Annotated in this window: 13 protein-coding genes; 9 read left to right on the forward strand and 4 right to left on the reverse strand. The window is 68.4% G+C overall.

Features of this window, described 5'->3' with window-relative positions; translation table 11 throughout:
* The first annotated feature begins 178 nt into the window (after nt 1–178).
* Both K7711_RS00235 and K7711_RS00240 read left to right on the forward strand, forming a co-directional pair.
* Nucleotides 179–1,303 carry a DNA recombination protein RmuC gene (locus K7711_RS00235; RefSeq protein WP_222963761.1) on the forward strand — a complete coding sequence of 375 codons (1,125 nt, stop codon included), beginning with the start codon at nt 179–181 and terminating at the stop codon, nt 1,301–1,303.
* Nucleotides 1,304–1,361: 58 nt separating this feature from the next.
* The gene (locus K7711_RS00240; RefSeq protein ID WP_222963763.1) at nt 1,362–2,414 is read left to right on the forward strand and encodes a DUF6542 domain-containing protein; all 1,053 of its coding nucleotides are present in this window, start codon (nt 1,362–1,364) and stop codon (nt 2,412–2,414) included.
* A 48-nt stretch (nt 2,415–2,462) separates the two neighbouring features.
* Here K7711_RS00240 and K7711_RS00245 read toward each other — a convergent pair whose 3' ends face one another.
* Nucleotides 2,463–3,467, reverse strand: a complete 1,005-nt coding sequence (locus tag K7711_RS00245; RefSeq protein ID WP_222963765.1) for a 4-hydroxy-3-methylbut-2-enyl diphosphate reductase — start codon at nt 3,465–3,467, stop codon at nt 2,463–2,465.
* A 200-nt stretch (nt 3,468–3,667) separates the two neighbouring features.
* Between K7711_RS00245 and K7711_RS00250 the strand changes: the two genes are divergently transcribed.
* The 4 genes from K7711_RS00250 (at nt 3,668) to K7711_RS00265 (ending at nt 6,857) form a co-directional block, all read left to right on the forward strand.
* A complete protein-coding gene (locus tag K7711_RS00250; RefSeq protein WP_222963767.1) occupies nt 3,668–4,288 on the forward strand; it encodes a lipid droplet-associated protein in 621 nt (206 codons plus the stop codon).
* Nucleotides 4,289–4,511: 223 nt separating this feature from the next.
* A complete protein-coding gene (gene xseA, locus K7711_RS00255; protein ID WP_308014570.1) occupies nt 4,512–5,732 on the forward strand; it encodes an exodeoxyribonuclease VII large subunit in 1,221 nt (406 codons plus the stop codon).
* Nucleotides 5,719–5,946, forward strand: a complete 228-nt coding sequence (locus K7711_RS00260) for an exodeoxyribonuclease VII small subunit (RefSeq protein WP_040827658.1) — start codon at nt 5,719–5,721, stop codon at nt 5,944–5,946. The genes xseA and K7711_RS00260 overlap by 14 nt, the downstream gene beginning before the upstream one ends.
* 137 nt (nt 5,947–6,083) lie before the next feature.
* Nucleotides 6,084–6,857 carry a PaaI family thioesterase gene (locus K7711_RS00265; RefSeq protein WP_222963771.1) on the forward strand — a complete coding sequence of 258 codons (774 nt, stop codon included), beginning with the start codon at nt 6,084–6,086 and terminating at the stop codon, nt 6,855–6,857.
* A 21-nt stretch (nt 6,858–6,878) separates the two neighbouring features.
* Here K7711_RS00265 and K7711_RS00270 read toward each other — a convergent pair whose 3' ends face one another.
* Nucleotides 6,879–7,706: an aminoglycoside phosphotransferase family protein gene (locus K7711_RS00270; RefSeq protein WP_222963773.1), complete on the reverse strand. Its 828-nt coding sequence runs from the start codon at nt 7,704–7,706 to the stop codon at nt 6,879–6,881.
* A gap of 147 nt (nt 7,707–7,853) precedes the next feature.
* Nucleotides 7,854–8,420 (reverse strand): DUF4245 domain-containing protein, encoded by a 567-nt coding sequence (locus tag K7711_RS00275; protein WP_222963775.1) that lies wholly within the window; start codon nt 8,418–8,420, stop codon nt 7,854–7,856.
* Nucleotides 8,421–8,647: 227 nt separating this feature from the next.
* Between K7711_RS00275 and glpX the strand changes: the two genes are divergently transcribed.
* Together glpX and K7711_RS00285 are read left to right on the forward strand one after the other, a co-directional pair.
* Nucleotides 8,648–9,691, forward strand: coding sequence for a class II fructose-bisphosphatase (gene glpX / locus K7711_RS00280; RefSeq protein ID WP_222963777.1), 1,044 nt, complete (start codon nt 8,648–8,650; stop codon nt 9,689–9,691).
* Between the two features lie 485 nt (nt 9,692–10,176).
* Nucleotides 10,177–11,580: a class II fumarate hydratase gene (locus K7711_RS00285; protein ID WP_222963779.1), complete on the forward strand. Its 1,404-nt coding sequence runs from the start codon at nt 10,177–10,179 to the stop codon at nt 11,578–11,580.
* A 66-nt stretch (nt 11,581–11,646) separates the two neighbouring features.
* On the opposite strand, the gene K7711_RS00290 is transcribed toward K7711_RS00285, so the two are convergent.
* On the reverse strand, nt 11,647–12,864 hold the full coding sequence (locus K7711_RS00290) for an FAD-dependent monooxygenase (RefSeq protein ID WP_222963781.1): 1,218 nt from the start codon (nt 12,862–12,864) through the stop codon (nt 11,647–11,649).
* 97 nt (nt 12,865–12,961) lie between these two features.
* Here K7711_RS00290 and K7711_RS00295 point away from each other — a divergent pair, with 97 nt between their 5' ends.
* Complete coding sequence (locus K7711_RS00295) at nt 12,962–13,717, forward strand: TetR/AcrR family transcriptional regulator (RefSeq protein ID WP_222963783.1); 756 nt, start codon at nt 12,962–12,964, stop codon at nt 13,715–13,717.
* The last annotated feature ends 100 nt before the right edge of the window (nt 13,718–13,817 follow it).

Raw genomic sequence — 13,817 nt, forward strand, 5'->3', positions numbered from 1 at the left:
GAAACCGTAGGCGATGGCACCGACAGATTCGAATTCGCCACCCCGGGGCCGCCGGAGAAAATCCCGTCTCGATCGGCCCGCGACCGACCGATCAGCAATGGTCACGAACCCCCGAACAAGTGCTAGGTATTTGCCGTCGCACCGAACTTGTCGGTGGCATACGGCACTATCTGCAGTCATGACCGCACCGACACTGTTAGCGATGCTCGTGGTGTTCTGCGCCGGGCTGGGCCTGGGCTGGCTCGGTCATCTCGCGCGGGCCGGGCGTGCCGAGGCGCAACTGGCCGCCCTGCGCGACAACGAGCATCTGCTGCGGCACTCCCTCGGCGCGGCGAACGAAGATGCCGCACAGCGCAATTCACAGGCCCTCGGCACACTGGTGACGCCGCTGCGCGAGGCGGTCGGCGCGCTGAACCGGCAACTGGCCGAGGTCGAGCACAAGCGCATCGACGCCTATGCGGGCCTGCGCGAACAGGTCGCGGGCATGCAGCACCTGTCCCATCAGCTCGCCACGCAGACCGGTCAGCTGGTTTCCGCCCTGCGCGCGCCGCAGGTCCGCGGACGCTGGGGCGAGATCCAGCTCGAGCGAGTGGTGGAGCTGGCCGGAATGTCGCGGCACTGCGATTTCGACACCCAGGTCACCCGCGCGGGCCGGGACGGCATCGTGCGCCCCGATCTGGTGGTCCGGCTGGCCGGTGACCGCCACATCGTGGTGGACGCCAAGGCCCCGCTGACCGCCTACCTCGACGCCGCCGCCCAGGACGATCCCCGGAAACAGGCCGAACACCTGACCCGCCACGCCAGACATCTGCGCACCCATATCGATCAGCTCTCCGACAAGACCTACTGGGCCGCGTTCGATCCCGCACCCGAATTCGTGGTCCTGTTCGTCCCGGGCGAAACGTTCCTGGATGCCGCGCTGAACGCCGACGCCGGTCTCCTGGAGTACGCATTCGGCCGGAACGTGATCCTCGCAACGCCGACGACCCTCGTCGCACTACTTCGCACCGTCGCTCACGGCTGGCGACAGGACACCATCTCGAAAGAGATGGCAACAGTCCAGCAATTGGGTCGGGAGCTGTATGCCCGACTGGGTGTGGTCGGGGGTCATCTGGACCGGCTGGGCGGCCAACTGGCAAAGGCGGTAGACGCTTTCAACCAGACAGTGGGCTCGGTCGAGTCACGGGTGCTGGTAACCGCGCGGCGATTGCACGAGTTGGACATCGGCGATCAGGAGGTCCCGGCAATCCGCTACATCGAGTCCCGCCCACGCGTCGCGGGGTTCTCAGACATCAACGAGTAAACGGTTCATCCGCCCAGCCTCGATACACGTTCCGGTTCCGACAGATAGTGTGCTTTACGTGGCAGCTACCCAACGCGACCGATCCGAGGTGCCCGCACCGCACCGCTCGATCATCCCGTCGGTGCCCGGCATCCCGGCCGGTGCGGCGGTATTGATCGCGGTGGCGTGCACTCTGATCGGGTTTTTCATCGACGCAAGCGGCGGCAGCAGAGATCTGACCCGCGTGTTCGCCGGCGCCTACATCGTCGGCTGTGTGCTGGCCGCGCTGGCGGTGCGCTACCGCGGTCTGTTCACCACGATGGTCACCCCGCCGCTGCTGCTGTTCATCGCGGTACCCGTCGCCTACGGGCAGTTGCTGGACCATACGTCGTCCTCGATGAAGGACATCCTGCTCAACCAGGGCATCCCGCTGGTGAATCGCTTCCCGGTGATGGCCATCGCCACCGTGCTCGTGCTGGCGGTCGGGCTGGGCCGGATGGTGCTGCAACGCCGCCTGGAAGAGGCCAAGCCGCGTGCGCGCGGCGATCGGCAGCGCAAGGGCGATTCCTGGGGTGCACGGGCCGAGGCGAGCCGTTCACGCCGCAGCCGGGGCACCCGCTCGTCGGACACCCTTCGCAGCCGTGCGCGAGCACAATCCGCCACCGACGAGAAGGCCGCCACGAAACCGACTCGCGGAAGCCGTAAGACCACCGGGCGGGTCGCCGAGCGCCCGCCACGGGTCTCGGCTCCGCAGGGCTCACGCACCGCCGAGCGCGCGAAGGTCGCCGCCACCGCGCGCCAGCGTCCCGAGGCCGACACGCCGTCGCGGCACCGCGCCGACGCCGACGCCCCGCCACGGCAGCGTCCCGCGGAACCCGGTCGCCAGCGTTCGGCAGAACCGCAGCCGCGCCGCCGGGCCGCCGCGGACGCTCCGGCACAGCCGCCGCGTCAGCGCGGCGCGGCGCCGTCCACCGGCCAGCAACCTCGCCGACGGGCACAGGAGCCACGCCAGCGTTCCGCGGAACCCCAGCCGCAGCGCCGCGCACGCGGAGCCGATCACGGGGATGTCCCGCCACACCCGCGGCCGAACGTCCGCTACCGCGAACGCGATTCGGGCCGGATCGAGCACTGAGGGCGCGCCGGAGTCGGCGAACACGCCGACCGAGCGCGCCGGAACCGCCTACTGACGCGCGGCGCGCAGCTCGCGGGGCAGCGAGAACACGAGCGTCTCGTTCGCCGTGGTGACCGGCTGGACGTCGGCGTAACCGTGTTCGGCGAGCAGATCGAGCACACCGCGCACCAGGATTTCCGGGACCGAGGCGCCGGAGGTGACGCCGACCGAGCCCACGCCCTCGAACCAGGCCGGATCGACCTCACGCGCAAAATCGACCAGATGGGCCGCGCCCGCACCAGCATTGAGGGCGACCTCGACCAGCCGCTTGGAATTGGAGGAGTTGCGCGAACCGACCACGATCACCAGATCGCATTCCGGCGCCATCGCCTTCACCGCGATCTGCCGGTTCTGGGTCGCGTAGCAGATGTCGTCGCTGGGCGGATCCTGCAGCTTCGGGAAACGCTGGCGCAGCCGCTGCACGGTCTCCATGGTCTCGTCGACCGACAGGGTGGTCTGGGAGAGCCAGATCACCTTCTCCTCGTCGCGCACGCTGACGCCGTCGACCGCGTCGGGACCGTCGACGAGCTGGACGTGATCGGGCGCCTCGCCCGCGGTGCCCTCGACCTCCTCGTGCCCCTCGTGGCCGATCAGCAGGATGTCGAAATCGTCGCGGGCGAACCGCTTGGCCTCCTGGTGCACCTTGGTGACCAGCGGGCAGGTGGCATCGATGGTGTGCAGGCTGCGGGCCGCGGCGGCCTCGTGCACCATCGGCGACACGCCGTGCGCGGAGAACACCACCACCGCGCCCTCGGGCACCTCGGCGGTGTCGTCGACGAAGACCACGCCGCGCTCGCGCAGCGTCTCCACGACGTGCCGGTTGTGCACGATCTCCTTGCGCACGTAGATCGGCGCACCGTGCTTGTCGAGGGCGCGTTCGACGGTCTCCACCGCACGATCCACACCGGCGCAATAACCGCGCGGCTCGGCGAGCAGGACACGCTTGGCGGCGCCGGCCGCGCGCGAACCCGCGGACCGGGCGATTCCGACGTTCAAGGGGATTGCCGAGGACATGCTTGCCAGCTTACGTGCGAGCGGGTGACGACACGCGCGCGGTCGCGGCCGGTATCGTGTGATGACGGGCGCGGCGAATTGTGAGTCCCCTCACCACCGGCCGCCACGGCCCGGCGACATGACGACGAACAGATGCGACGAGAATGGCGCACGTGGATTCCCTCCTTTGCTTCACACGGCGAATCGGGCAGGCTAGGGCTATGTTTCGACCGCCGTTCTTCGCCCGTGTCGCCGCCGGGGCCGCCGTCTACGCCCTGGAGGAAGCCCGCCGGCTGCCGACGACCGCGATGCATCTGCCGATCACCGCGATCAGCCAGTTGTTGCAGACCACCATGCACGCCCAGCAGTTCGTGACCAGTCTCGCGCTCAAGGGCGACGAGGTGTTCGATCAGCTGACCAATCGTCCGGAGGAGCAGCCCGCCTGGGCCACCTTCGACGAGGACGAGGACGATCCCGCTCCGGTCTTCGCCAGTGCCCGCGAGGCCGCGCGCAGCCGCTTCGACATGTACCTCGCGGCCGAACCGGCCCCGGAGCCCGCGCCCGCCGCACCCGCTCGGGAGCCCGCCGCGCAGGAGTCCGAATCCCACACCGCGGCAACGTCTTCCGCCAACGGTCAGGCCCCCGCGGACGAGGTCGTCGAGCCGGAGGTCGCGGCCCGTTACGACTACCTGAACATGACGCTGGCCCAGCTGCGCGCGCGCCTGCGGATGCTCACCGTCGACGATCTGAGCGCACTGCTCGAGTACGAGCAGCACACCCGCGACCGCGCGGCCTTCGTGACTATGCTCACCAACCGGATTGCCACCGTGCAGGCCAAGTGACCGAATTCACCCACCACACCCACGCACACCCCATCGCCGGCCACCGCCGCGCCGAACACCGGCACGCAGCGACATGCCAGCGCGGGCCCGGCGGTCGAACGCCGAATATCGGTGAGGCGCAACGGTGACCGATCCCGACACACACGCATCCGCCGACTCGGCAGCCTCCGGCGGGCAGGGAAATGCGGCCCGGCCCTCGAATTCGGCCGAGAACCCGTGGCCGGTGCGCAGTATCGCGTTGAAGGTCGCCCAGTGGATCGACCGGCTCGGCAGCGTCTGGGTCGAGGGCCAGATCACCCAGATGAACGTACGTCCGGGCACTCGCACGGCCTTTCTGGTGCTGCGCGATCCGGCCGCGGACATGTCCCTGTCGGTGACGTGTGATCCTGCGCTGCTACGCAATTCGGCGATTCCGCTGCAGGAGGGCAGCCGCGTCGTCGTCTACGGCAAGCTGTCCTACTTCACCGGGCGCGGCACACTGTCGTTGCGTATCACCGAGATTCGGCCGGTCGGCATCGGCGAACTGCTGGCCCGCATCGAGCGGCTCAAGGCGCTGCTGGCCGCCGAGGGCCTGTTCGATCCGCGCCTGAAGCGGCCGATTCCGTTCCTGCCCGGGACGATCGGCCTGATCACCGGACGCGCCAGCGCCGCCGAGCGCGACGTCCTGACCGTGGCCCGGAATCGTTGGCCCGCAGTGCGTTTCGAGGTCAGAAACACCGCGGTGCAGGGCGCGACGGCGGTCCCGCAGATTCTGGATGCCCTGGCCGAACTCGACCGCGATCCCGAGGTCGCGGTGATCGTGCTCGCCCGCGGCGGCGGCAGTGTCGAGGATCTGCTGCCCTTCTCCGACGAAACCCTGTGCCGCGCCATCGTTTCCGCGACGACGCCGATCGTCAGCGCGATCGGGCACGAGCCGGACAATCCGCTCTCGGACTATGTCGCGGATCTGCGCGCGGCCACACCCACCGACGCCGCCAAGCGCATCGTCCCCGACGCGGCCGCGGAACTGGCGACGGTGCGGGAATGGCGGGAGCGTTCGGCCGCGGCCCTGCGCGGCTGGGTGCAGCGCGAACTGCGTGCCCTGGACCAGTTGCGCTCGCGGCCGGTGCTGGCCGATCCGCTGCGTCAACTCGATCAGCGCTACGAGGAGGCCGAACGACTGCGCACCGCGGCCCGCCGCGCGGTCGAGCACACCCTCACCACCGAGTCCACCGCGACCCGGCATCTGCGCGACAAACTCACCGCCGTCGGCCCGGCCGCCACGCTCGCTCGCGGATACGCTGTGGTGCAACGCGTTTCGGGCAAAGAACGACATGTCATCCACGAGGTGGCCGATTCTCCGCCGGGCACCCAGTTGCGCATCCGCGTCGCCGACGGCGCGATCAGCGCGGCGGCACTGGCCAGTCAGACCATCACGAAGGAGCCCCGCCATGACCGAGAGTGACCTCGCCGAGATCGCGAGTTTCGGCTACGAGCGAGCCCGCGACGAACTGGTCAACGTGGTGAAGATGCTCGAGCAGGGCGGTATGGACCTGGACGAGTCGCTGGCGCTGTGGGAGCGCGGCGAGGCCCTGGCGACCCGCTGCGAGGAGCATCTGGCCGGGGCCCGCAAACGGGTCGAGGACGCGCTGTCCCGCCGTGAGACCGAGGCGGAATAGGCGCACATCCCGATAACGCACAGTGCAGAACGTCACTCTCGATATCGAAAATGACACTTGCACAACGGCCTCGAAGTGGGGTTCTCTGAAAGGATGCCGAGCAGCGCCGCCCGCTCGGCCGAGCAGGAGGAGATGCCGTGACCACCGTCGACCACCAGTTGGACAGACGTAGGCACATCCTGCTCGAACTGGGTTTCGCCACCCGCCGCGTGGGCGACGAACTGCACGGCTCGGCGACGATCACCCCGCAGATGCACGTCCCGGGCACCACTCACCTGCGCACCTCTGTCCTGGCCATCTGGCTGGACACCATGGGCGGGCTGCTGGCCTCGCTGGTCATCCACCCCCGGGTGCCGATGACGCTGGAACTGGACGTCAACCTGTTCCGGCCCGCACCGGGTACCGGTGAGGTGCGCGCGGTCGGCCGGACCGTCAAGGCGGGCCGCTCGGTCTTCGTCGCGGAGATCGAATTCACCGTCGACGACGTCCCGATCGGTTTCGGCGCGACCTCCTTCATGGCAGCGCCGAATCCGGACGTCCAGCTGCCACGCAAACTCAGCATCGATATGCCCCCGAGCGGCGCCCGGCTCGCTGTTCCGCTGGCCGAGCGGGCCCGCTGCGAACGCCGCGAGCCGGGCGTCGCGGTACTGCCCCGCACCGAGGACGGGCTCAATGCCGCGGGCACCGTCAACGGCGGTCTGATCGCGCTGGCGGCGGAGGAGGCGGCCCTGTCGCTCGGCCCCTCGAACGGACTGAGTTTCCTGGGCCTGCGCTATCTACAGGCCGCGCGGGTAGGGCCGGTGGTGGCCACTGCGACCGCGCAGCACGGCCTGGGCCGGGTGGAGCTGCGCGACTCGGGCAACGACAACCGGATCACCACACTCGCCACCACCAGAACGTTCGACCGCTAGCCCGGCGTCGTGCGGACCGGCTCACCGCAGCAGGCCGACCAGCCGGTCGTGCACGATCCGCCACAACCCCGGTGCGAGATCCGCGTCGGCGAGCATCTCCATCGTGCAGATCACCTGCAACGACCGAATCCGTTCCGCCAGTGCGGGTTCGCCGGGATCGATCCCGGCTCCCCGGAGGAATTCGGGCCAGGACCGGGCCAGCGCGTCACGACCCGCGAAGCCGACCGACCACGCCCACCGGGCCGGGTCGTACAGCGGGTCCGCGACACATACCGACTCGAAATCCAGCAGTCCGGTGATCGCGCCGTCCTCGACGAGAATGTTCACCGGCGCGTAGTCGCCGTGCGCCAAAACCGCTGGGCGGCCGTCGAACAGCGCGGGCAGGTCCGCGAGCACGCCTTCCAGTGCGGCGCCCTGCGCGGCCGACAATGCCGGAGCCAGGCATTCGGCCCAGGCGTCGGCGCGGGCGGCCAGATATCGGGGCCGGGCCCACATATCGTCGAGTTCCACATCCGTGCAGGGCAATTCGGAGAAATCGGCGAGCATCGCGCCCATCGCCCGAGCCAGTGCCGGGAAATGCGGTCCGTCCATGGCGGTTTCGGCACTCGGCGCGCCGGGCAGCATATCGAAGGCGATCCACGGTGGCTGTGCACCGATATCCGCGGCGTGAATGCCCGGAATCGTAATTCCCCTGGCGGCGGCGGGATCTCGCAGCGCATTCATGATCCGCATCCGGCGGTCGGCCTCACCGCCGCGCCGATATCGCTGCACGACGACGCCGGTGCCGTCGTCGACGGTCACCAGACTGGTGTTGTCACCGACTCCCCATTCGGCAGACGTCGCCGCCATGATAGGCCGATCCAGTACCCGCTCGAGCCAAGCCAAGTCCGCGCGATCCACTCGGCCAACGTTAGCCGAAAAACAGCGAGAGTCGTTGGCGGTTACCCGAATCGGGTCTCACCGAACCGGACCAAGATCACAAATACACAGGTGGAATCACGAATGCAGTGGTTGAGCGGCGTCCACCGAACCGGCCAGAGTCGTGTATGCCGACTGGTTGCCCGCACCCTTGATCAGGACTCGGACGGTGCCGAAATCGGTGATCCACGCCGGTTCGTTGCCCTGGACGTGGAAGACCGTCCAGGTCTGATCGCCCACCTTCTGCGATCCCGAGGGACTACGCGTCTGCAGAATGTGATCGGCCAGTGCGGATTCGGTCGCATCGGACTGCGTCAGCTGCATGTACGTGCCCTCGGGCGTGATGTAACCGACGGTGCTGAGCGTGCCGCCGCCCGCACCGCTGATGGTGTCGCGGCTGCCGGAGTTCGCGGTCCAGTGCTCCGGCAGGCTCGGCTGCCGGATCGGGAACGACAGGGTGTGCGCGTCGTCTTGCAGCGCCGCCTTGACATCGAAATGCGGAATATTGCCGGTCGCCGGTGTGCCGGGCGAGAAACTGCACTGCTGGGCGAGAGCGGCGAAAACCACGCAGATCAGCAGCAACGGAATCAACGACCAGAGCAGGTCGCGATAGTCGTTGAGGATCCGGGGTTTCTGATTCGGCACGTCCCCAGTATGCCGCGCCGCATTTTCCGCACTTCGCTCCGGAGGGGTGCGCCGACCTGGGCGCCTGGACATCGCACCCGACAACCCGACGGAAAACGAGGCCGATATCACAGCGTGCGGACCTGCATCGGCCCAGCATCGACGAAAGTCGAACGGCAGTACCCGACGGGATGTTCTGACCGTTCTGCGACAATTCACAGCAGTAGACCAACGAGGAGGCACCGCAGATGACGGCACCCACACCCGCAACCAGCCGCCGTGAGGCCCCGGACCGCAACCTCGCACTCGAGCTGGTCCGGGTAACCGAGGCCGGCGCGATGGCCGCGGGCCGCTGGGTCGGCCGCGGCGACAAGGAGGGCGGCGACGGTGCCGCGGTGGACGCGATGCGTCAGCTCGTGGCCACGGTGTCGATGAGCGGAATCGTCGTGATCGGCGAGGGCGAGAAGGACGAAGCGCCCATGCTCTACAACGGCGAGGCGGTCGGCGACGGCACCGGCCCCGAGGTCGATTTCGCGGTGGACCCGATCGACGGCACCACCCTGATGTCGAAGGGCTCGCCGGGCGCGATCTCCGTGCTCGCGGTGGCCGAGCGGGGCGCGATGTTCGACCCGTCGGCCGTGTTCTACATGGACAAGATCGCCGTCGGACCGGAAGCGGCCGATGTGATCGACCTGTCCGTGCCGATCGCGGAGAACCTGCGCCGGGTCGCCAAGACCAAGAAGTCCTCGGTCTCGGACCTGACCGTGTGCGTGCTGGATCGGCCGCGGCATGCGCGGCACATCCAGGAGGTGCGCGACGCCGGGGCGCGGATCCGGCTGATCTCCGACGGTGACGTCGCCGGCGCGATCGCGACCGCGCGTCCCGACTCCGGAACCGACATGCTGATCGGCATCGGCGGTACCCCCGAGGGCATCATCGCGGCCGCCGCGCTGCGCTGTATGGGCGGCGCACTGCAGGGCAAGCTCGCCCCCAAGGACGACGAGGAGCGGCAGAAGGCGCTCGATGCCGGACACGATCTGGATCGGATCCTGTCCACCGAGGACCTGGTCTCCGGGGACAACGTGTTCTTCTGCGCCACCGGAGTCACCGATGGCGATCTGCTGCGCGGGGTGCGGTACTTCTCCGGCGGCGCCTCGACGCAGTCGATCGTGATGCGGTCGAAGTCGGGGACGGTCCGGATGATTGATGCTTATCACCGGTTGACGAAGCTGCGGGAGTACTCGTCGGTCAACTTCGAAGGCGACGAGCACGCTGTGCCGCCGATGCCGTAATTTTTGGCCTCCGCTTCGCTGCGGCGGGTTTTCGGCGCTGTAAGGCTCGTCGTTCAGCCCTCGAGACTCGGCCTTCGGCCATGCGCTTCGAGGGCTGAACGACGAGCCCGCGCCGAAAACCTTGGAGCTGGCCTGCCTGAGCCTTTCGCTTCGCGGGCGACTACCAGCGAAACGGAGACGATTCGCCGCTGAGCACGCGGGAGGTGGCCGGGTTGGCTCGGGCCCTCACGTGAGCGCGGGGCTCGCCTGCGGCATCGGGGAGTGTGGGCGGTCTGCGGGGGCGGGGTGTGGGCGATTTCCAGTGGGATGGAGGCGCTTGGCCGCTGGGCACGCGGGAGGTGGCCCGGCCTGCTCGGTGCCTCACGGGAGAGCGCGGCTCGCCTGCGGCATCGGGGGATTCTGGGGGCGATATTCCCTGCTGGCGTGTGCGAAAAGCCTCAGGCGTGGCTGACCGCTATGGGTTTGTGCGGGCCTAGGCTCGAATTATGACTGAGCAGACGGAATATCGCGTCGAGCACGACACGATGGGTGAGGTTCGGGTGCCGGTGGATGCGCTGTGGCGGGCGCAGACGCAGCGGGCCGTGGAGAACTTTCCGATCAGCGGGCGCGGGCTCGAGCGGGCGCAGATCCGGGCGTTGGGGCTGCTCAAGGCGGCCTGCGCGGTGGTGAACCGCGATCTGGGGCTGCTCGAGTCCGGTAAGGCCGAGGCGATCGTCGCGGCGGCGAACGAGATCGCCGAGGGCGCGCACGACGATCAGTTCCCGATCGACGTGTTCCAGACCGGCTCGGGCACCAGCTCCAATATGAACGCCAACGAAGTGATCGCCAGCCTGGCCGCGTCGCACGGCGTCACCGTGCACCCCAACGACGACGTCAACATGTCGCAGTCCTCGAACGACACGTTCCCGACCGCGACGCATCTGGCCGCGACCGAGGCCGTGGTGCGCGATCTCGTACCGGCCCTGGACCACCTGCGAATTCGCTTGCTGGACAAGGCGACCGAGTGGCGCACCGTGGTGAAGTCCGGGCGAACCCATCTGATGGACGCGGTGCCGGTGACCCTCGGACAGGAGTTCGGCGGGTACACCCGGCAGGTCGAGGCCGGTATCGACCGGCTGACCGCCACGCTGGTGCGACTGGGTGAGCTGCCCATCGGCGGCACCGCGGTCGGCACCGGACTCAACGCACCCGACGGCTTCGGCGCGGCCGTCGTCACCGAGCTTCGCCGTTCCACCGGGTTGGACCAATTGTCCGAGGCCGCAAATCATTTCGAGGCCCAGGCCGCCCGCGACGGACTGGTGGAGGTCTCCGGCGCCCTGCGTACCGTGGCGATCTCGCTGACCAAGATCGCCAACGATATCCGCTGGATGGGTTCGGGCCCGCTGACCGGCCTGGCCGAGATCCGGCTGCCGGACCTGCAGCCGGGTTCCTCGATCATGCCGGGGAAGGTGAATCCCGTTCTGCCGGAGGCTGTTACGCAGGTAGCGGCGCAGGTGATCGGTAACGACGCCGCGATCGCCTGGGGTGGCGGGAACGGCGCGTTCGAGCTGAACGTCTACATCCCGATGATGGCGCGCAACGTCCTGGAATCGATTCGGTTGCTGGCCAACGTATCCCGCTTGTTCGCGGACAAGTGCATCGCCGGACTGGTCGCCGACACCGAGCACCTGCGGCAGCTGGCCGAATCCTCTCCGTCGATCGTCACGCCGTTGAATTCGGCGATCGGTTACGAGGAGGCCGCCGCGGTGGCGAAACAGGCGCTGAAGGAAGGCAAGACCATTCGCCAGACGGTCATCGACCGCGGACTGATCGGCGACGCACTCTCCCTCGAGGAGCTGGACCGTCGACTGGACGTGCTGTCCATGGCGAAGGTGCGGGACTCCGAATGACACTCCCCCGTGGCGGATCCGGTTCACCTCTTCGATGAACCGGATTCCCCGGCGCGCCACCAGGATTCACGACGTGACGGCGGCGCGGGCCGATTCGCCGTGCCCGCCGATCATCGCCGGGTAGTCCAGCAGATCGATGTCTTCGGCGGCGTTGTCGCCGACCCGCGTCATGAGCCCGAAGGCGCGCGAACCGAGGAACCAGTTGCGCATCGCGATTCCGCGCGCGGTCCGCGGCGCGAGGAACCGCCCGGCGTTGGAGTTGCCCGCGATCTTGGCGTAGCGGCGCATCAGCTCGTCGTAACGGGCGAACGCACCCGCGTATTCGCCTCCGGCCGCGGCCAATTCACCGGCCAGGACGTATGCCCCGACGACCGCGAGCCCGGTTCCGAAGCCGCCCAAGGTATTTCCGTAGGCCGAATCGCCGATCAGAGCGACCCTGCCCTTGGTGTACCGGCCCTTCATCCGGACCTGACTGATCGAATCCAGGTAGAACGCGTCGAGTCCGGGCAGTTCGGCCATCATCGAGGGGACGAGCCCGCCGAGTCCGGCGAATTGCTCCGCGACCAGCCGCTGCTGTGCGGCCACGTCGTCGCGGGCGATGTCGAGCACCGGCGAGGCGAAGATGTACTGGTGGGCCGCCTTCGCGCCGCCGCGCACAGCCAGCTTGCCCGGCGCACTGTAGGCCGACGCCCGCCCGCGCACGCGCGGCCCGTTCGCATCGTGCCCCCATCCGGGCGCACCGGCGATGCAGTAGTAATAGCCCAGGTGGTGGACGTAATCGGCGTCCGGCCCGAAGGCCAGTCGACGCACCCGCGAATGAATTCCGTCGGCGCCGAAGACCAGGTCGAAGGTGCGGGCGGGCGCGTTTTCGAATTCGACGTGCACGCCCTCGGTGGTGTCGGTGAGCGCACTGATCGAATCGCCGAACAGGTATTCGCAGGTGCCCGCGGTCTGCTCGTACAGGATGCGGGCCAGGTCGCCGCGCAGGATCTCCACGTCACCGCCGGTGAAATCGCCTGATATCACGGCCAATTCGCGACCGTCGTCATCGGCGAAGACCATATCGGTCTTACCGGTCTGCTGCCGCACGATCTCCTCCCACACGCCCATCCGCTCGAGCACCGTGCGATGGGTGGGCCCCTTGAAGTCGATGGCCTGCCCGCCGGGGCGCAGTTCGGGTGCCCGCTCGACCACGGTGACCGCGAAGCCGTAGCGATGCAACCAGTAGGCCAGGGCGGGGCCGGCGATGCTGGCGCCGGAGATGAGAACGGTCTGATTACGCATGGTGAGCTCCGGTTTCTCTAACTGTGTCTGTCGGGCGCAAATTAGCGTACGATGGACACAGTTTCGAAGTCAAGAGTCGATCGGCGAGGATGGTGAGATGACCGCACCGACCGCTATCGAACTGCTGTGGGGCACCCAGCAGCGGCCCAAGCGCGGGCCCAAGCCCTCGCTCTCCCTGGACCGGATCGTCACCGAGGCGATCGCGTTCGCGGATTCCGAAGGGCTGACGAACCTTTCGATGCAGCGCCTGGCCGAACGACTCGGCTGCGCGAAGATGGCGCTGTACCGCTACGTCCCCGGCAAGGCCGAACTGACCGCGCTGATGCTGGACGCCGCAATGGGTGATGCGCCGGATCTCGTTGCCGCGGCGAAGGATTCGACCGAGCAGCCGTGGCGCGCGCAGCTGCGCGCCTGGTGCGTGACGAGCTACGAGATGTTCTGCGCCCACACCTGGACGCTCGGCATGCTGGTCACCACACGCCCCTACGGCCCCAACGAGATCAACTGGTTCGAGGCCGGTCTCGCCCCCTTGGCCGACAGCGGCCTGACCGGTCCCGAACGACTGGACACCCTCGCACTCCTGTCGGGTCAGGCGCAGACCTTCGCCCGCGCCACCCTGGGCGATCACAGCGGCGGCCTGGAGGACGCCATGTTCGAACAGCTGACCCGCGTCCTGGCCGACCAGGCCGACCGCTATCCGCACACCGTCACGGCCTTCAACGAACCCGCCCCGCCCGGCTCCCGCGACAACGCCCTGCACTTCGGCATCGATCGCATCCTCGACGGCCTGGCCGCGCTCATCGCGACCCGCGAGGTGAACGGCGCCGGTTCCGAACCACCCTCCGCCAGCTGAACCGGACGGCGAACCCCACCGACCCGGAAGCCACATCACTACCGGACCCGGACCGTCGAATTCCTGGTCACCGACCCGAGCCGGGCCCCATCCGGGCAGC

It is taken from the genome of Nocardia coffeae, from assembly GCF_019890715.1.
Taxonomy (GTDB): Bacteria; Actinomycetota; Actinomycetes; order Mycobacteriales; family Mycobacteriaceae; genus Nocardia; species Nocardia jiangxiensis.

Excerpts from the sequence above, each read along its gene's own strand:
- K7711_RS00235 (WP_222963761.1), top strand. The coding sequence starts at position 179 with ATGACCGCACCGACACTGTTAGCGATGCTCGTGGTGTTCTGCGCCGGG.
- K7711_RS00285 (WP_222963779.1), top strand. The coding sequence starts at position 10,177 with ATGACTGAGCAGACGGAATATCGCGTCGAGCACGACACGATGGGTGAG.
- glpX (WP_222963777.1), top strand. The coding sequence starts at position 8,648 with ATGACGGCACCCACACCCGCAACCAGCCGCCGTGAGGCCCCGGACCGC.
- K7711_RS00245 (WP_222963765.1), bottom strand. The coding sequence starts at position 3,467 with ATGTCCTCGGCAATCCCCTTGAACGTCGGAATCGCCCGGTCCGCGGGT.
- K7711_RS00295 (WP_222963783.1), top strand. The coding sequence starts at position 12,962 with ATGACCGCACCGACCGCTATCGAACTGCTGTGGGGCACCCAGCAGCGG.
- K7711_RS00250 (WP_222963767.1), top strand. The coding sequence starts at position 3,668 with ATGTTTCGACCGCCGTTCTTCGCCCGTGTCGCCGCCGGGGCCGCCGTC.
- K7711_RS00270 (WP_222963773.1), bottom strand. The coding sequence starts at position 7,706 with ATGGCGGCGACGTCTGCCGAATGGGGAGTCGGTGACAACACCAGTCTG.
- K7711_RS00260 (WP_040827658.1), top strand. The coding sequence starts at position 5,719 with ATGACCGAGAGTGACCTCGCCGAGATCGCGAGTTTCGGCTACGAGCGA.
- K7711_RS00290 (WP_222963781.1), bottom strand. The coding sequence starts at position 12,864 with ATGCGTAATCAGACCGTTCTCATCTCCGGCGCCAGCATCGCCGGCCCC.